This window comes from Serratia sp. NPDC087055 (genome assembly GCF_044900985.1).
In the GTDB taxonomy this organism is placed as follows: Bacteria; Pseudomonadota; Gammaproteobacteria; order Enterobacterales; family Enterobacteriaceae; genus Serratia.
Window position 1 is genome coordinate 618085 of record NZ_JBJDOG010000001.1, and the last position, 18993, is coordinate 637077.

An 18993-nucleotide genomic window follows, 5' to 3' on the forward strand; every position below is an offset into this window, starting at 1 on the left:
CAGAAGATGGACAAATCCAAACTGGTGGTGATTGGCAACGGCATGGCCGGTATGCGGTTGGTGGAAACCCTGTGCCAGCGAGTACCTGAGCGTTATGCCATCTCGGTAATTGGTGATGAGCCACGCGGCAATTACAACCGTATTTTGCTGTCACCCGTGCTGGCAGGAGACAAGACGTTTGCCGATACCCTGCTGCATGACGATGACTGGTATCGGCAACACCGTGTGCAACTGCTGTCTGGAGAGCCTGCGTTGAGGGTCGATCGGCAGCAAAAGTGCGTAATCACGGCCCGGCATCAACTGCCTTATGACCTGCTGGTGTTCGCTACCGGTTCGCGCCCGTTACGGCCCTCGGTAGAGGGGGGGACATTAAAGGGCATTTATGGCTTTCGCACGCTGGATGACGTTGAGGCAATGCTGAGTCACTGCGGCACAGGCAGACCAGCGTTGGTGGTAGGGGGCGGGGTTTTGGGTATTGAAGCGGCGGCGGCGCTGGCGCAGCGCGGCATGGGGGTCACCGTGGTGCACCGTGGCGAGCATTTGATGGAGCGGCAGTTAGACGCACACGCAGGACGGATGCTGCAACATACCTTGCGGCAACGGGGTATCGAATGCCGGTTGCGGTGTGAGGTTAACCAATTTCATGGCAGCGATCGGGTGAGCCGCGCCACGTTGAGCAATGGGCAACAACTGGACTGTGAACTGGTGGTCATTGCCATGGGTGTACGACCTGAGATCAGCCTTGCACAGGCTGCTGGACTGGCTTGCGATCGCGGCATTGCGATCAACGATCGGATGCAAACTGACGATCCCACCGTGTTCGCCATCGGTGAATGTGCCCAGTTTGGCAGCACAACCTTCGGCCTGGTGGCGCCTTGCTGGCAGCAGGCCGGGCTGTTGGCACAACAACTGAGTGGTGAATCAGTGGCGGGTTATCGACCGACCCCACTGCATACCCGTCTGAAGGTGAGCGGGATTGAAGTATTCAGCGCTGGGGAAATGGCGGCAGACGCGCAGACTGAGACTTATCACGCTGAAGATCCACAGGTGCAGCATTACCGTCGGTTGCTGGTACGTGACGGCAGATTACAGGGCGTGGTGCTGTATGGCGACGCTCAGGACAGCGCCTTTTATCTGCAACAGCTTAGCCAACCGGTTCAACAACCGGATGCCCTGTTGTTTGGCCATAGTGAACCTGAGGCGCCAATGGCGTCTGAAGAGAGGATTTCTGATATGCACAAACCCGTTCTGTTGGTTGCCGGACACGGCATGGTTGGGCATCACTTCCTGGAACAACTGGTTATTCGCGAGTTGCACCAGCAGTACCACATTGTGGTGTTTGGCGAAGAGCCGGTCGCGGCATATGACCGGGTACATTTGTCCGAGTTTTTTTCCGGCCGTAGTGCAGACTCGCTGTCAATGGTGGCGGCTGGCTTCTTCGAGCAGAACGGTATAGAGCTGCGCTTGGGACAGGCAGTTTGCGCTATCGATTGCCAACGTAAATGCGTGATTGATGCCGAAGGACGTGAAACGGCCTATGACCAACTGGTACTGGCAACCGGTTCTTACCCCTTTGTTCCGCCCATTCCAGGCAACGACCGTCCGGGTTGCCTGGTTTACCGCACACTTGAGGATCTGGACGCCATTGCGGACTGCGCCAGCACTGCCCGCGTGGGGGTGGTGGTCGGCGGCGGCTTGCTCGGGTTGGAGGCCGCCAACGCGCTGCGCCAGCTTGGCTTGAACACCCACGTGGTCGAGTTTGCCCCGCGCCTGATGGGGGTACAGCTCGATGACGGTGGTGCGACCATGCTGCGCAAAAAAATTGAAGCGTTGGGCGTCAGCGTGCATACCGGTAAACAAACGCAGGCGATTATTGACGGTTCGTTACACCGTCACTGCATGGTTTTTGCTGATGATGAACGCTTAGAGGCTGATTTAATTCTTTTTTCCGCCGGAATTCGTCCCCGTGACCAACTTGCTCGCGCTGCGGCGCTGGAGGTGGGCGCACGCGGTGGCATCGTGATCGATAGCCAGTGTCGAACCAGTGATGAGGCGATCTACGCCATCGGCGAATGTGCGTTGTGGAACGGGCAAATTTTCGGACTGGTGGCACCGGGTTATCAGATGGCGCGTACGCTGGCGGATTGCTTGGCGGGGCACGATAGCGTGTTCTGCGGCGCGGACATGAGCACCAAACTGAAACTGTTGGGTGTCGAGGTTGCCTCGATCGGCGATGCCCACGGGCATACGCCGGGCAGCCAAAGTTACAATTGGGTCGATGGCCCGGCGCAGGTGTATAAAAAAATGGTCATCGATGCCGACGGTAAACGGTTACTGGGCGCGGTATTGGTAGGTGACAGTAGCGAATACAGCACACTACAGCAAATGATGCTCAATGATATGCCGTTGCCTGCCGCACCGGAAAGCCTGATTTTACCCACCTCGTCCGGGGTGATGCCGAAAGCACTGGGGGTATCGGCGCTGCCGGCAACGGCGCAGATTTGCTCCTGTCATAACGTCAGCAAGGCCAACATCAGCGACGCAGTGGCCCAAGGGTGTGGCGATTTGGCCGCGGTGAAAGCCTGCACCAAAGCGGGGACCGGCTGTGGCGGTTGCGCTGCACTGGTTAAACACGTGATGGAACATGAACTGCAGCAGCGTGGCGTGGTAGTAAAAAAAGACGTTTGCGAGCATTTCGCTTACTCACGCCAGGAGCTGTATCACCTGGTTCGCGTTGGCCATATCCGCACCTTTGATGAGCTCTTGGCTCGGCATGGTCATGGTCACGGCTGCGAAGTATGTAAACCACTGGTGGGATCTATTCTGGCGTCGTGTTGGAATGAGTATCTGCTCAAACCTCCGCATCTGCCCCTGCAAGATACCAACGACCGCTTCTTTGCCAATATCCAAAAAGACGGGACTTACTCGGTGGTGCCGCGGGTACCGGCCGGTGAAATAACCCCGGCAGGGCTGATCGCCATCGGTCAAATCGCTTTGCGCTATCAACTCTACACCAAGATTACCGGCGGCCAGCGGGTTGACATGTTTGGCGCACGATTGGAGCAATTACCGGAGATTTGGCAGCAATTGATCGACGCCGGGTTTGAGACCGGGCATGCCTACGGCAAGTCACTGCGCACGGTAAAATCTTGCGTTGGCTCCAGTTGGTGCCGCTATGGCGTGCAGGACTCTACCGCGCTGGCTATCGATCTGGAGCACCGTTACAAGGGGTTGCGATCGCCGCACAAAATCAAGATGGCGGTTTCCGGCTGCACCCGAGAGTGTGCGGAGGCGCAGAGCAAAGACGTTGGGGTCATAGCAACCGATAAAGGCTGGAACCTGTACCTGTGCGGCAACGGCGGCATGAAACCACGCCATGCAGATTTGTTTGCCAGCGATCTTGATACCGCCACGCTGATCCGTACGGTCGATCGTTTCCTGATGTTCTACATTCGTACTGCCGATCGCCTGCAGCGCACCAGCACCTGGATGGACAATCTTGAGGGGGGGCTGGACTACCTGCGTGAAGTGGTTTTGCAGGACAGCCTGGGGATCGGTAGCGAATTGGATGCCGAAATGGAAACTGTGGTCAGCCATTACCAATGTGAATGGCAAACCACGCTCGCCAGTCCGGATCGTCTGAAGCTGTTCCGTCCGTTTGTTAACAGCGAGCAGCCCGATGAGGCAATCGTCTGGCAGCCGGAGCGCGGGCAACGCCGTCCGGCTACGGGGGAGGAGCGTGGCCAGGTGATCGAGGTGCAACCGGCGCCGAACACAAAAGAACAATGGCTGGATATCTGCGCACTGGTGGATATTCCGGACAATACGGGAATTGCGGCCCGTCTGGGGCAGCGGCAAATCGCCCTGTTTAATTTACCGGGCAGCGGTGTTTATGCGCTGGCTAACCAAGAGCCTGACAGTGACGCCAATGTGCTGGCACGCGGGTTGCTCGGCGACGTGGGGGGCGAGCCCGTCGTGATTTCCCCGCTGTACAAACAACGTTTCCGCCTGAGCGACGGCATCTGCGTGGATAATGCCGAACGCAGGGTCACCGCCTGGCCGGTAAAGGTGGAGGCAGACCGAGTGTGGGTGTGTAGCACGCCATTGGGGGTACGGAGTGCGTTGCCCGAAACGCTGGACGTAACATCATGACCGCCGTGCATTGCACCACCTGTCCTTACTGCGGGGTTGGCTGTGGGGTGACTATAGCGCAGCAGAACAACGGTGCGTTGACGATTGGCGGTGATACTGCGCACCCGGCCAATCAGGGGAGGCTCTGTGTAAAAGGCAGTGCGCTGGGTGAAACGCTGGATCTGGCGGGCCGCCTGCTGCAACCGCAGGTCGATGGCCAATCAGCCACCTGGGAGCGGGCGCTTGGGCAAGTGGCACAGCGTTTTAACCATATTATTGAACAACATGGGCCGCAGGCCGTGGCGTTTTATGCCTCAGGCCAACTGCTGACCGAAGACTATTATGTGGCGAACAAACTGATGAAAGGATTCATTGGTGCGGCCAATATCGATACCAACTCCCGGTTGTGTATGGCATCTGCCGTGGTTGGCTACAAGCGAGCATTTGGTGGCGATGCCGTGCCCTGTTGTTATGAAGATATCGAACAGGCGGATTTGGTGATATTGACCGGTTCTAACACTGCGTGGGCGCACCCGGTGGTCTATCAGCGTCTGGTGAACGCGCGGCAGCAACGCCCGCAGATGCGGGTGGTGGTGATTGACCCACGAGAGACGGCAACCTGTGATATTGCCGACGTACATTTGCCGCTGCAACCCGGCACTGACGCCGCGTTATTTACGGGCGCACTGTGTTGGTTGGTTGAACAGGACGGCCTGGATAGTGCCTTTTTGCAACAGCATGCCAGTGGCACAGAGGCGACATTGGCAGCGGCAGCAGAGTGGACGCCGCAGCGGGTCGCAGAGTTTTGCGGATTGCCGCTGCGGACAGTACTGACGTTTTTCCAATTGCTGACCACGTCCTACAACTGGGTGACGCTTTATTCGATGGGCATTAACCAGTCCGCAAGTGGTGCGGATAAATGCAATGCGATTATCAACCTGCACCTGGCGGGGGGACGCATTGGTCGGGCGGGCAGCGGTCCGTTTTCGATAACCGGTCAACCCAATGCCATGGGCGGACGCGAAGTGGGTGGGTTAGCCAATCAACTGGCAGCGCATATGGGATTCAGTGCCGAAGAGACCGACCGGGTACAACGTTTTTGGCAATCACCCCGCATCGCCCGCCAGCCGGGGCTGAATGCGGTGGCGTTGTTTCAGGCGATAGCGGCCGGGCAGGTGAAAGCGGTGTGGATCATGGGCACCAACCCGGCGGTCTCTCTGCCCGATGCCGATGCCGTGCGGCAGGCGCTGAAGCAATGCCCGCTGGTGGTGGTATCCGACGTAATGGCAATGACCGATACCGCCGAGTTGGCGCATATTCGCTTGCCGGCGCTGGCCTGGGGGGAAAAAGAGGGCAGCGTGACTAACTCTGAACGCTGCATTTCACGCCAGCGTGCTTTTCTGTCGCCACCGGGACAAGCCCGGGCTGACTGGTGGATCCTCAGCCAGGTTGCGCAACGTATGGGTTATGGTGAGGCATTTGGTTACCAGCATCCGTCAGAGATTTTCAGCGAACATGCAGCACTGTCCGCATTTGAAAATAACGGAACGCGCGCGTTTGACATCGGCCTGTTGGCGGGATGGGATAAGCAGCAATGGTTAGGCATGACGCCGGTGCAGTGGCCGGTGAATGAACAACATCCTGCCGGTTGCCTGCGCTTGTTTGGTGATAAGCGATTTTTCCATGCTGACGGCAAGGCGCGATTACTGCCGGTGACGCCGCGCCTGCCGCAAAATGCGGTATCGCAGCGCTATCCACTGGTACTGAATACGGGGCGTATCCGCGATCAATGGCACACCATGACACGCACCGGTAAAGCGGCGCGGCTGATGCGCCATTTGAGCGAACCTTTCTGTGAAATACATCCACAGGACGCCGCCGAGTTGGGGATTGCTGACAGCAGCGTGGTACGGCTCAGCTCTCCGCATGGCTGGATGCTGGCACGAGCGCAGTGCAGTCCAGGGCAACGTCGCGGCAGCGTGTTCGTTCCTATGCACTGGAACGGCCAATTTACCGGACAGGGGCGGGTTGACAGCCTGATCCCACCCGTGGTGGATGCCGATTCCGGGCAGCCAGAAAGCAAACATGCGCCGGTGCGAGTAAGCCCGTGGCCAGTGAGTTGGCAGGCGGAGATTTTTTTGCGTGCTGAGGTAGCCGCGCCCAAGGGCATTTACTGGAGCCGGGTCGCGCAGGACGGCTTGACGCACTACATCATGGCTGGGCAGCAACCGGTTGAAGATTGGCAAGCCTGGTTACAGCAGCATTTCACGTTGGCGGGCCTGACATTGCAAACGGCACAGCTGGCACAGCGGGGTCTGCATCTGATTGGCTGGCGGCAAGGCGAGGTGCAATTGGCGTTTTATGCCCGCCAGCATGCACCCGCGCTCGATCGACCGGCGATCCTTACTGCGTTTAAACAGGCACCCGCCAGCGGACCGCAACGGCTGGCGCTGCTGGCAGGGCGTGGAGCCGCCGATCAACCTGCGGCGGGTGCGACGGTTTGTAGCTGCTTTGGCGTAGGGGAAAATCGCATCATTGCGGCGATCCAGTCAGGGTGTCATAGCGCGAAGGCGTTGGGAGCCAGCCTGCAATGCGGCACCCATTGCGGTTCTTGTCTGCCAGAACTGAAAAAACTGATTCAACAGCATGCGTCCCAACGGGTAGCTTAGCGGAGGTGTCGATATGAACGTGATTGATAAACTGCTGTGTGCCGGGGACAGGCAACAGCCGGTACGTGGCGGTGAGGTATGGCTGGTGGGGGCCGGACCAGGGGATGCCGAGCTGCTGACCTTGAAAGCGCTGCGGGTGATCCGCCAGGCGGATGTGGTGGTGTTCGATCGCCTGGTTTCCCCGGCGGTAATGGCATTGCTGCCGCTGGAGACGTTGCGAATCGACGTGGGTAAATCCATGGGGTGCCACACCCTGTCGCAAGTGGAGATCGAACACCTGCTGGTGGAACTGGCGCAGGCGGGTAATCGGGTGGTGCGGTTGAAAGGAGGGGACCCCTTTATTTTTGGCCGTGGCGGGGAAGAAATGGTGCAATTACAGCGCCATGGCGTGCCGTGTCATGTGGTACCGGGTATTACCGCTGCCAGCGGATGTGCGGCGGCGAGCGGTATTCCGCTGACCCATCGCGACTACGCGCAATCGGTGCGTTTTGTCACTGGACATTGCCGCAGCGGTGAAGTGGATCTGGATTGGCAAAGCCTGGTTACCGCAGGCCAGACGCTGGTGTTTTATATGGGGCTGACCCTGAGTGAAACCATTGCGGCACAGCTGATACGCCATGGCATGGCGGGACAGACCCCCTTGGCTATCATTGAGCGCGGTACGCAACCGCAACAGCGAGTATTAATCGGTACTTTGTCCTCACTACCGGCGTTGATCGTCAATCAGCGGCCTATGTCACCCAGCCTGCTGGTGATTGGTGAGGTGGTCAGTCTGCACCGCCCTGTGACGGTCAACGCTGTGCGGCCCCAAAAGGCGCGGGCCTTTAGCCCTCTATTGGCCGAAGCGGCCGATAATGCCCGCACCGCCCTTGGCGTGGCCCTGTAGTTTTTCCAGTAGCTGTTCACGGGTTAATCCGGGGCCAAGTGCATGCGGGGGGAGATCGGTGGCGATCAGCACAAACGTGTAGTGATGCAGCCCAGAGCCAGCGGGCGGGCATGGGCCATGATAAACCGCGGTACCCGGTGAGTTTTTGCCACCGACAAAGCCTTTGCCTTGGGTGAGATCGCCTTCAGCGAATCCGTTGATGCTGGCAGGGATGCCATAGGCGACTAAATGGCTGACGCCCAGACCGGCTTTGCCTTCTGGATCGGACAGCAACAAGGCGAAGCTTTTGGTGCCTACGGGGGGGTTGGCCCAGCTTAGCGGTGGAGAAACGTTATCGCCGGTACAGCTGGCGTTGCCAGGGGTGGCGCCGGCATATTTCTGCGCCAGCATACCGTTATCCTGAAACGCCGGTGAGCTGAGGGTAAAGGTGCTGGCGGCTTGCGCCGCAAAGGGTAACGAACCCGTAAATATCACGCTGAGCGCGAGTGCGGATAAACCACGACCGATCATACAGCCTCCTGTGTTTGCTTAAATAAAGCATAGTGGCGCAGAGGCTTGCCCGCTATAACAGCCGGATCAACAGTCGGCTATAACAGTGGCCAAAGGGGAGAGCCTGTCTGCCATTGGGGTGAAATAAGCTGAAATTAAGGAATTTCCCTTGATGAAGGTCACGATGCCCATGTCGGCCATCGATAATAGAATCCACCAACCTGAAATGGCCAGATAAAGGCCAAATGGCAGCGGGGAATGCCCGTCGGTTTTGCGCAATAAACAGGCCAAAACCGTGGTGCACAGAGCGGCGGCGGCCGCGACGGTGACCAGCACCGGTAAAGCAGCCCATCCCGTCCAGGCACCCAATGCCGCCAGCAGTTTAAAATCGCCTTGGCCGATGCCGTCAGTTTTACGTTTGCATCTATAGGCCGCATTGAGCAGCCACAGCGACAGGTAACCGGCGATTGCGCCCGTGACCGCCTCACTCAGCGAGGTAAAGTAACCCTGCTGGTTAACCCACAATCCGGCCCACAGTAACGGTTGTGTCAAGCGATCGGGCAGTAAGCGGTATTGCCAGTCGATGAACGCCAGTGCGAGCAAGAGGGCGGCCGCCGACAGTAAGAAGAACCCTTGTGGTAGCGGGATACTGAAAGGCAGTGCCGCCATGCCGGCACCCAGGGCGATCCACCAGACCCACCGTATTTTCGGGGGGGATGGCGGTGGCGTAAGCCCCTGTGACAGTAAATCAATCAGCCGTATTGCTGCCGCGGCCGGAAGGAGCATCGCCAGGATAAAAAACCCGCGATACCAGAGCTCGAACGGTGGCCCACTAAACATAAAATGTCCCTGCTGAACTGAAAGTAGTGTTCAAAATAGCGGCAAAACCCGGTGGGAAGGGAGTGAATGATTTGCCGTTTTTCAGTCTTGCGAGGTGGGCCGCAACGTGTTGCACTTGGCAGCGCAAACGCGCTGAGGTTTTAAATTAATATTGGTAATCAGTGTTTTGATATGATTTTGTATTTTGGTGTGCGTTTTTTTTAGGCAAAATTGAGAGTGAAATAAAGTGAATTTTACCCTTTGGGTTGGGGGGATGAAAGCCGTAGCCCGAAGACGGCAACCTCTTCTTGCCGAGTGGTGCTTTGTGTGACGGTGTCACAATGCCAAATGAGGTTTATCCGATTGTTTCTCATCAGAAACCGATTAGACTTTGGGTTTTACGATGCACTTTGGTGTCCCGGCACCCGGCAGAGAAACGCCCTCTGTTCAGCCAGTGTGTGATCCTTGGGGTGTCTGTTGCCTGGAGTGGCGGCAGCAAAAAAAGGTTTATGCGCCAAGCCTTCTGGATGAGGCGGCGGCGACTGCGTAATGACAGACGTTATACAAAAAACACGTTGTACAATGAGAGAAGCCGTTCATGTCCTCTCCCGCCTTGCTGGTTGTTCACCGGCCGCGTGGTTGTTGGGGGCGTTTGCCTGTGCGTTACCCGCCTATGCCGAGTCCCCGCCAGCGCCAGACACCGTGACCCCACAACCCACCGCGGACGATAGTCTTCCTGAGCTGGGCAGCAACACGTCGAATGATGCCGAACGCGAGAAAGAGTGGGCCACCATGGCCAAGCAGTTGGGGGAACGTAATCTTAATAACGTTTCGGGCCAGCAGGTGCGTGCCCGTGCCGAAAACTATGCCGTGGGCCAAGCCAGTGATGTATTGCAACAACAGGCTCAGGAATTGCTCTCTCCACTGGGGACCGCCAAACTGTCGTTGGCCATGTCCGATCGCGGGGATTTTGCCGGCAGCAGCGGGCAGTTGTTCAGCCCGCTTTATGATGTCAACGGCCTGCTGACCTACAGCCAGATAGGTTTGCTGCAGCAAACGGGCGGTTCGCTCGGCAATCTTGGCGTTGGGCAGCGCTGGGTCGCTGGCGATTGGTTACTCGGGTATAACACGGTGCTCGACAGCGATTTCGAACGTCATCACAACCGCGCCAGCTTGGGAGCGGAGGCCTGGGGCGATTTCCTGCGTTTCTCAGCAAACTATTACTACCCGTTATCAGCCCTGGCGCAACAGGCCGATAACGCGGAGTTTCTTAGCCGGCCGGCGAAGGGCTATGACATTACTACGCAAGGCTACCTGCCATTTTATCGCCAGATTGGTGGCTCGCTCAGCTATGAGCAGTATTGGGGAGAGAATGTCGATCTGTTTGGCAGCGGTAAAAAGCAAAATGACCCGCGGGCTATGCAGTTGGGGGTAAATTACACCCCGGTTCCCTTGGTCACGGTGAAAGCGTTGCATAAGATGGGTGAGGGTGGCGTGAGTCAGGATCAGGTTGAGTTGGCGCTAAGTTATCGGCTCGGCGTGCCTTTGGTGAAACAGATATCGCCAGAATATGTTGCGCAGGCCAAGTCGTTACGCGGCAGCCGTTATGACAACATCGAGCGCAAAAATGTGCCGGTGATGGCGTTCCGCCAGCGCAAAACGCTACAGGTGTTCCTGGCGACACCCCCCTGGCAACTGAATCCGGGGGAAACGCTGCCGTTGGTCTTGGAAATTAAAACCACCAACAAGATCACCCACGTCAGCTGGCAGGGAGACACCCAGGCCTTGAGCTTGACGCCGTCACAAAACAGCAACGATCCGCATGGATGGAGCCTGATTGTGCCGCAATGGGATGACGCACCGGGTGCCAGCAACAGTTACCGTTTATCGGTTACGCTGGAGGATGACAAGCACCAGTTGGTAACCTCAAACTGGATCCAACTGCAGGTGACAACGCCTTTGACGCTGTCTGCCGGTAACGAGGAAGGTCTGCCACCGGCAAAAATACTGCAAACGCCGGCTATCCCGGCAGAGACTGGGCCGTTATACGGCGATAACTAACCGTTCTTACCCTGTAATACCCATACTGCGGCCTCAACGCGCGACTTCAGCTTCATTTTTTTTAAGAGGTGCTTAACGTGCACCTTGACGGTGCTCTCAGTGATGGTCAATTTGCGTGCGATCATTTTATTCGGCAGGCCTTGAGCGATCAGCTTAAGAATGTCGCGTTCGCGCGGCGTGAGCTGCTGGATATCGCGCTCGGCGCTGGGGCGGTTCTCACGCAGGCTGGCGGCCAGAATGGGCGTTAAGGCTTCGCTGAGTACCATTTGACCGGTCGCCGCCTGATGCAAAGCTTTCAGCAACTCTTCCGGTTCCATGTCTTTAAGCAGATAGCCATCGGCGCCGCGTTTTAGCGCGCTGACGACATCATCTTCATGATTCGAGACGCTAAACACGACAATACGCCCGGAGAGTGCGGTCATTCGCAAACGATCCAGCGTTTCCAACCCGTTGATACCCGGCATGTTGAGGTCAAGCAGGATCAGATCAGGATCGTGCTCTTCGGCCAGTGTGACGCCTTGCTCACCATTACCGGCCTCGGCGATCACCTGCAGGCGCGGATCCATGCCGATGAGCTGTTTTACGCCGTTACGCAGCATTGGGTGGTCGTCAATCAGTAAAATGGTGGCGGCAGTTTCAGTTGTCATGTTTTCTCCCATGAGAGCCGATTGGGATCGGCTCTTAGTCGATGGCGTGGTTGTCCGGTTTGAATACCACCCGGACTTCAGTGCCGCCGCCGTTGCAGGGCAGTATTTCGCAGCGGCCGTGCAGGCTTTTGGCGCGATCGCGCATAATTATCAGGCCGTAATGATCAGGGCGGGCGGTATTTTCCGGCAGCCCACGACCGTTATCACTGACACTCAGGGTCACTTCCCCTCGTTGATTGATGACCTGAATGTTCACCCGGCTAGCCTGGGCATGTTTGTGGATGTTACTTAAGGCTTCGCGGGCAATCTGCAACAGGTGGATGGCCTGATACGCAGGCACTGTACGTGGCGTTAATTGATAATCGAGGTTGATGGTGATGCCGAGCCGTTGGCTAAATTCCTGAACCGTCGACTGCAATGCCGCCAGCAGCCCCGGCTCGGTTAACCGTAGACGGAAAGTGGTCAGCAATTCGCGCAGTTGCCGATAGGCAATGTTCAGTTCTTCGCGCATTTGCTGAACCAGCGCCAAATTCGCCGGTGAGAGCTCGGCCCCTTGCATTTGCAGGCAACTGGTTTGCATCTTCAAACATGACAGCGACTGGGCAATGGAATCATGCAGTTCGCGCGCTATCGCTGCGCGTTCCTCCATCAGCATGAGCTGTTGTTGATGGTCAACCTGGCGCTCAATAGCCAGCACGCTGGTCAACTGCTCAACCAGGGTGTTGATCAACTGCTGGTGGTCGTCGTTCAGCGGCTGCTGTGACGTATGTTGCGCGATAATGACGCCGTAATCTCCCAGCTTGTCGCTCAAGCTCCAGCTCAGTAAAGGGAGATCGGCGTGCTGTGGGCTGTCATCGCTGAGACAAGCGCTACATACCGGGTTGTTGCAGTATTCCGGTCGAAGCGGCTGGTTGCCGCTCAATTGGACAAACTGTTCTTGGCTGTTGTTTTCGTACAATCGCACCTGAATGGCACGTAATGGCGTCAGGGCTTGCAGCTTATTGAGGATGGGCGTCAGTCGGCTGCACAGCGGTTCATTGGCGTGTAATTGGCGGCTGGCACAATACAAAAAACTCAACACCTGATTTTTTTGCTGCAGGTCGGCGGTTTTTTCCGCAACGCGTTGTTCCAGCCCGTTATACATTGTGGCCAATTCGTCGGACATGGTGTTCAACGCGCCGCCCAGCGAGGCCATTTCATCCTGATGGCCGCGTTGAGCAAAGCGTCGACTAAAATCGCCACGGCCTGCTGACAGCGCCATCTCCACCAGTTGGCGCCACGGGTGCAGCAGGCGACGGCGCAGATAGCAAATGGTGCCGACCAAAAGCAGCAATGTCAGTACGATAAACACCGCCTGCACCAGGGTGACTGTCAACAGCCGGCGTTCGGTGTGATGGTCGATATCGGAAACCAGCGTATCCAGCAGTGACACGAAATGCGCAACCTGGGCGGCAGCCTCTGCTGGCCGCTGGGCATTGCGCAGCTGTGGCAACAGCGTTAATTGCCAGTAATTGTGCAGTGCCTGAAATTGTTCGGTCAGTTGCTCTTGTTGTACCGAACGCTGCAAATCAGGGCTGTTTGCGTCCTGATCCAGTTCGCGAATCAGCGCTTCGCTGTGGGCATTCAAAGGCACTTGTGCCAACAGACGGTAACTTTGCATACGTAAGGAACCGGCTTTATTGATGGCGTGCGCATTGCCTTGAATGCTTTGCGACATCCAGGCAGAAATGCTCATGCCAGCAACGCCCAATATGCCCAGAAGCAGCATTAATATAGCTACCTGGTTAACGATGGAAAGCGGAGCTAACAGGCGTTTCATAGGTTTTGGATCCCCGGCGGTAACGCAATGCAACAACTGGAAACCTGAGTGCAGGAGCAGGTGATGCCAGTGAATAGAGTAACGATTCAGCATTATTTTTCATTATCCCCGCGCATAACCCCATACCTCTAACGAAGTACCCCCTAGTTTCCTGGCTGGGCTGCGGATGCATCAGGATGACATCGGGTATTTTTTAATCTTTTGATTTGTATTGTTTTTGCGGGAAAGCGCGCCTTACTCATAAAGGGCTGGTGGGGATTTTCCGCGCGTTTGCTACCTGCATCCGGGTTGATTTACATCAACTTTGCCGGGGGGATCGCCGCCTAGGGTGGGCGGAATTATCACCCTGTGTCTGAGGTTTTTATGTCGCAATCTGCAACGTCATTATCAAAAAAAACAGGCGCGGTTATTCAGGACTGGCAGCCTGAGGATGCCGCATTCTGGCAACAGCGCGGTCAACGCGTTGCCAACCGCAACCTGTGGATTTCCATTCCCTGCCTACTGTTGGCTTTCTGCGTTTGGATGTTGTTCAGCGCGGTGGCGGTTAATCTGAACAAAGTCGGTTTCAATTTCACTACCGATCAGCTGTTTTTACTCACCGCGTTACCTTCTGTGTCGGGTGCTATTCTGCGTGTGCCTTATTCGTTTGTTATCCCGCTGTTCGGTGGGCGCCGTTGGACGGCGTTCAGCACCTGTTTTCTGTTGATACCCTGCCTGTGGCTGGGGTTTGCCGTGCAAGACGCCACCACCCCTTATGGCGTGTTTGTCATCATCGCGTTGTTGTGCGGTTTTGCTGGCGCCAACTTTGCTTCCAGCATGGCCAACATCAGCTTCTTTTTCCCTAAAGCACGGCAAGGGGGCGCCCTGGGGCTCAATGGCGGTTTGGGCAATTTAGGCGTTAGCGTGATGCAGCTGGTCGCCCCACTGGTGATCTCCGTGGCCATATTCGGCGTATTTGGCGGTACTGGCCAAACACAACCGGACGGCAGTCAGCTGTGGTTGGAAAATGCGGCCTGGATTTGGGTACCGTTCTTGTTGATAGGTACATTGTTCGCATGGTTTGGCATGAACGATCTGGCGGCCTCCAAAGCGTCGCTGCGTCAGCAGTTACCGGTGCTTAAACGCGGTCATCTGTGGGTATTGAGCCTGTTGTATCTGGCAACCTTCGGGTCCTTTATCGGTTTTTCCGCCGGCTTCGCCATGCTGTCTAAAACACAATTCCCGGACGTTGTGATTCTGCATTATGCTTTCTTCGGTCCCTTCCTTGGTGCTTTAGCTCGTCCTGTGGGCGGGGCGCTGTCCGATCGCTTTGGCGGCATTCGCGTCACGCTGATTAACTTCATATTGATGGCGGTGTTTGCCGCATTGCTGTTCCTGACCTTACCGGGTGCCGGTGATAGCGGTTCATTTATGGCGTTTTACGGCGTATTCATGTTGTTGTTCCTGACAGCCGGTTTGGGCAGCGGCTCGACTTTCCAGATGATTGCCGTGATCTTTCGGAAAATCACCGTCGAACGGGTTAAAGCTAGCGGCGGCAGCGACGAGAGTGCACAGCGTGAGGCGGTCACCGATTCTGCGGCGGCGCTGGGGTTTATCTCGGCAATAGGTGCCGCTGGCGGCTTCTTTATTCCACAGGCATTCGGTACTTCGCTCGCGCTGACGGGCTCACCAGCAGGGGCGATGAAAGTCTTCCTGGTATTCTATGTGCTCTGTGTTGTGATCACTTGGGTGGTCTACGGTCGTAAAAAGTAATCACACGTTCGGATAATGTTGGCCACGTAGGTTTTTTTAGCGAGTTCAACGCTCTTTTCGGTCGATAAGCGCGCGAAGCACCATGAGGCTCATGCGCCTCGACCGAGCAAGGGGCCGTAAGCGCGGCCCCTTGCAACCCGCGCTCTTGCCCACTCAGACGGTTGGCTGCGCCAACGGCTCTCACTTCATCACACCGCATCACGGCCGGCTACGACAGGCGTCCTTGCCTGTCTCGCCTGAAACCGCCGTCCATGGCGGTTTCGCCTATTCGTTGTTCTTGCGTTCGACGTCTTCAGGGCGCCCAACCCCGTGCTCATCTCATCATGTTCACTGTCTTTCATCGCGCAACGTCACACTGAGTGGCTGGGTTGCCCGGTGGTTGCCGATTCGGGTGTTGACCTTGGTGCGCATCACCGGCTGCCGAGCAAGACGGCGTTGTCAGGGGCAACCGGCCAGGGAAGGCCGGTTGAGGCGAGACTAACAGGGGCGTTTGTCGTAGCCGACCCGCCCGACAACGCAGGTGCAGCGAGGGGACCCGAAGGGCTGACGGTGTTAAGCGAAGGCGCGGGTGGAGGGGCCACGCCTTCGGCCCCTCCAATTGCCGTTCATTGTGGCTACAGAGAAATAGAGGGTATTTACGGCAATTCTACCTGCACTGAGCCTACAGGGACCGAATAAAAAATGCTGACAAGGTGTAACCGATCCCGCATTCCGCGCTCGGGTATAATCTGTTCCTCTCCAAGAGGGGAGGGGCTGTTTCTTTCTCTCTTCCATGTGATATTTTTACGCCCCGAGTGAAATTTCCTGCCTTTAGGTAATATTCTTATTATCCTGCACTGATTTTTCCTTTGTTTATAGATGCATCTCTCAGGTTCTGTTTTTTTTGGTCAATGATGAGCTGAAATGTCATTGAAGGATATTGTTCATTTTCCTGTCTGAATCCTTACAAAGAAAATGTGCGTGTAATGAGGTTTGTCAGGATAATGAAACCTGAGTTTTTTCATTATTCGAGACGTGTGTCACCAAGTTGGCAATATGCCTTTGTATTTGGTGCTATATTTAGTTCAATACAATGTGAAGGATTAAATCAGATAACTCTCATTCTGTTTTCGTAGGCTTTTTGTAGGCTATCTGACAATCAGATTAAGCGGAAAAGCAGGTGATACTTTCTGACGTTATTATGAAATTTCACAATTTCATGTAATTAACAAGCAAACAACATAATTTGCTTTCTTGTTAAAAAACATGGCATTGTGTTTGTTTTGTTGCAGATTAACATGATAAGAAACCATGTTACCAACAGGGAAATAGAGACATTCAGAGAATCTAATCCTCCGTTTGAGAGAGGAAGTAAAAAATGAAATCAGCAAATTTTTATAAAAATAAACATCTGATGAATGCAACCTGTTGAGTTTACATTTAATTTCTTGAACATTTTTTCATATTTCTATACAAAGTGTGCAGGACAGGCACGCTAAGGAAATTAAAAGTGAATCTTGATAAAAGAATAAAGATTAGGAATCTAGATGTTCTGACACCGTCCAGGGAAAAATTCCGCCTGCGTTGGAAGGAGTATCAAATCCTTTCACTTCTTGTCGCCAGATCCCCAGAATTGGTTACACGTACGGAAATTATAGAAAATATATGGAAAGGAACTTACTGTTCGGATTCAACGATAAATCAAACAATTAAATCAATCCGTCAAAAGATTGGAGATACTGAGCACACCCTTATCAGAACTATTCCACGCCTGGGATATAAGGTGGAAAACAAGGCTGCTTTTCACTTTATTTCTGAAGAGGATGAATATGTCGACGACGAAATATGGAATATCAGTGATGAAACTGAAGATAATATTCAAGCGGATATTTCTGAAAGTACAAATAAAGATGATGAGGTTACCGCTGAGGAAATAGATCAACATAAGGAAGATAGGATACCGTCTTCCCCCGTTGAGGTTCCCGAATCGCTTAAAAATACCGCAACAATAAGAAAAAAGCCGGTCACACCCGTAGGTTTTTTCTCCGTTCCTGCCGTCAGAGTTGTGAAATACCTGTCGGTATTCGTATCCTTGCTAATTATTTCACATTTTTCATATGTTTTGGGAAATCAAACTCGGCCACCCATTATCAATGACATTCAAAACAATACGCGTGTTGTTTTGACCCTGACGTTGAACAACGCTCGGACCAATAGTCCGCAAACGTTGCTTTGCTTGTATGAAGGCGAGAGCCTGGAGCTGGCAACCATAGAATGCGTCGATCCCAAAGAAGGGCGATTGAAACAACCGGTGAAATATGAAACGTCCAGCGTTCAAGGGAGCGGTAAGATTAATCTTATATTGCCGAACAAAACCATGCAATATCAGGTTGCTTACGATGTTAAAAATTAGCGCGTAAGACGATTTCATCTTTCCCCATAATTTTACATTTTTCAAAGACTATTATTTCATTATTTGTTATTTGAAAGTGAAGAATGATTTGTCCAGTCTGGTTTCCATGATTTAGCGCGAATAAGCGTCCTGCCAAAATGCTGTGGCAGGAATAATGGAAAACCGAGCTGAGTGACAAATTATGGATAAGCGTAAAGTAGCTATCATCGGGGGTTCTGGCTTTATCGGAACGCGTCTGGTTAAACGCCTGAGTGCGCGTAACGACCTGGTGTTGACCATCGTGGATAAGAAGCAGAGCGAGCAATTTCCTGAGCTCTATCAGTTTGGCGATGTAACTCAACCCGAAACATTGCGGCAGCCCCTGGCTGGTTGTGACGCCGTGATTAATCTTGCGGCTGAACATCAGGACAATGTCGACCCTATCTCACTGTATTATCAGGTTAACGTTGATGGTGCGCGTAATGTCTGCCTGACGGCCTCCGCGTTAAATATCACGCAAATTATTTTTACTTCATCCGTGGCGGTCTACGGTTTTGTGACCAAAGAAACCGATGAAGAAGGGCTTTTTGAACCCTTTAACCATTACGGTAAGTCCAAGCTGGAGGCTGAATATGTCTACGAGGCCTGGCGCAAAGCCGACGCCAGCAACAAGTTAACCATTATCCGACCCACGGTGGTGTTTGGCGAAAACAACCGTGGCAACGTTTATAACTTGTTCCGGCAGATCGCCAGCGGCCGATTTGTGATGATTGGCAGTGGTAATAATATGAAGTCTATGGCCTATGTTGAAAATATTGCGGCCAGGCTGGAGCATGCGTTGGATCAGCAGGCGACATATCAGGTCAGTAATTATGTTGATAAACCGGACTTCACCATGAATCAGTTGGTCGACGTTATTTCGTCTTCATTAGGGCGAAATAATAAGACTATTCGCATTCCCTATTTATTTGGAATATGCGGTGCAACGGCATTAGATATGGTGAGTAAAATAAGTCACCGTAAATTCCCTATTAGCCGCGTTCGTGTACAGAAATTCTGCGCCAGAACGCAATTTAAGAGCAGTGTACAAAGTGATTTCGTGGCGCCAGTCGATCTTGATTCGGCAATCGAAAAAACAATTAAGCACGAATTTTCCTAGAGATAACTTTCTCACGGGCAAAGGTTATTTATTTTTCGTCGCTGGCAGTCGGGGTGAATAACGTCGCCCCGACTATTGCGGCAACAGAGTGTAGTGGGACCGCATGCAATATGGGCGCGTCATGCGGCGCCTCTACAGATTAATTTTTAATAGCGCATTGGGAGCTGTAACTCAAGGGCGGTAGCGTGCT

Annotated in this window: 11 protein-coding genes; 7 read left to right on the plus strand and 4 right to left on the minus strand. The window is 54.5% G+C overall.

All coding sequences use genetic code 11. The annotated features are described in order from the left end of the window. Window positions 1–6: 6 nt before the first annotated feature. The 3 genes from nirB to cobA are packed head-to-tail and all read left to right on the plus strand — an operon-like array spanning window position 7 to window position 7686. Window positions 7–4152, plus strand: coding sequence for a nitrite reductase large subunit NirB (gene nirB, locus ACI2J2_RS02900; protein WP_404759372.1), 4146 nt, complete (start codon window positions 7–9; stop codon window positions 4150–4152). Beyond that, the gene (locus tag ACI2J2_RS02905) at window positions 4149–6800 is read left to right on the plus strand and encodes a molybdopterin-dependent oxidoreductase (RefSeq protein ID WP_404759373.1); all 2652 of its coding nucleotides are present in this window, start codon (window positions 4149–4151) and stop codon (window positions 6798–6800) included. The genes nirB and ACI2J2_RS02905 overlap by 4 nt, the downstream gene beginning before the upstream one ends. Before the next feature lie 13 nt (window positions 6801–6813). After that, entirely contained in the window at window positions 6814–7686 is an 873-nt protein-coding gene (cobA, locus tag ACI2J2_RS02910) for a uroporphyrinogen-III C-methyltransferase (protein ID WP_209635415.1), read from the plus strand. Here the strand turns inward: cobA and ACI2J2_RS02915 are convergent. Continuing rightward, on the minus strand, window positions 7633–8196 hold the full coding sequence (locus ACI2J2_RS02915; RefSeq protein WP_404759374.1) for a YbhB/YbcL family Raf kinase inhibitor-like protein: 564 nt from the start codon (window positions 8194–8196) through the stop codon (window positions 7633–7635). The genes cobA and ACI2J2_RS02915 overlap by 54 nt on opposite strands. Window positions 8197–8262: 66 nt before the next feature. After that, window positions 8263–9015: a prepilin peptidase gene (locus ACI2J2_RS02920; protein ID WP_404759375.1), complete on the minus strand. Its 753-nt coding sequence runs from the start codon at window positions 9013–9015 to the stop codon at window positions 8263–8265. Window positions 9016–9543: 528 nt separating this feature from the next. Here ACI2J2_RS02920 and ACI2J2_RS02925 point away from each other — a divergent pair. Further along, on the plus strand, window positions 9544–11055 hold the full coding sequence (locus ACI2J2_RS02925; protein WP_404759376.1) for a YchO/YchP family invasin: 1512 nt from the start codon (window positions 9544–9546) through the stop codon (window positions 11053–11055). Here the strand turns inward: ACI2J2_RS02925 and narL are convergent. Further along, entirely contained in the window at window positions 11052–11702 is a 651-nt protein-coding gene (narL, locus tag ACI2J2_RS02930; protein WP_209635406.1) for a two-component system response regulator NarL, read from the minus strand. The two genes, ACI2J2_RS02925 and narL, sit on opposite strands and share 4 nt — an antisense overlap. A 34-nt stretch (window positions 11703–11736) precedes the next feature. After that, complete coding sequence (gene narX / locus ACI2J2_RS02935; RefSeq protein WP_209635404.1) at window positions 11737–13521, minus strand: nitrate/nitrite two-component system sensor histidine kinase NarX; 1785 nt, start codon at window positions 13519–13521, stop codon at window positions 11737–11739. A gap of 363 nt (window positions 13522–13884) precedes the next feature. On the opposite strand from narX, the gene ACI2J2_RS02940 reads away from it, so the two are divergent. The 3 genes from ACI2J2_RS02940 to ACI2J2_RS02950 all read left to right on the plus strand — a co-directional run bounded on the left by ACI2J2_RS02940 (window position 13885) and on the right by ACI2J2_RS02950 (window position 18803). Beyond that, window positions 13885–15273: a NarK family nitrate/nitrite MFS transporter gene (locus ACI2J2_RS02940; protein ID WP_404759377.1), complete on the plus strand. Its 1389-nt coding sequence runs from the start codon at window positions 13885–13887 to the stop codon at window positions 15271–15273. Between the two features lie 1489 nt (window positions 15274–16762). Then, on the plus strand, window positions 16763–17665 hold the full coding sequence (locus ACI2J2_RS02945) for a transcriptional regulator (protein WP_404759378.1): 903 nt from the start codon (window positions 16763–16765) through the stop codon (window positions 17663–17665). Between the two features lie 181 nt (window positions 17666–17846). Then, entirely contained in the window at window positions 17847–18803 is a 957-nt protein-coding gene (locus tag ACI2J2_RS02950) for an NAD(P)-dependent oxidoreductase (protein WP_209635398.1), read from the plus strand. Window positions 18804–18993: the final 190 nt, after the last annotated feature.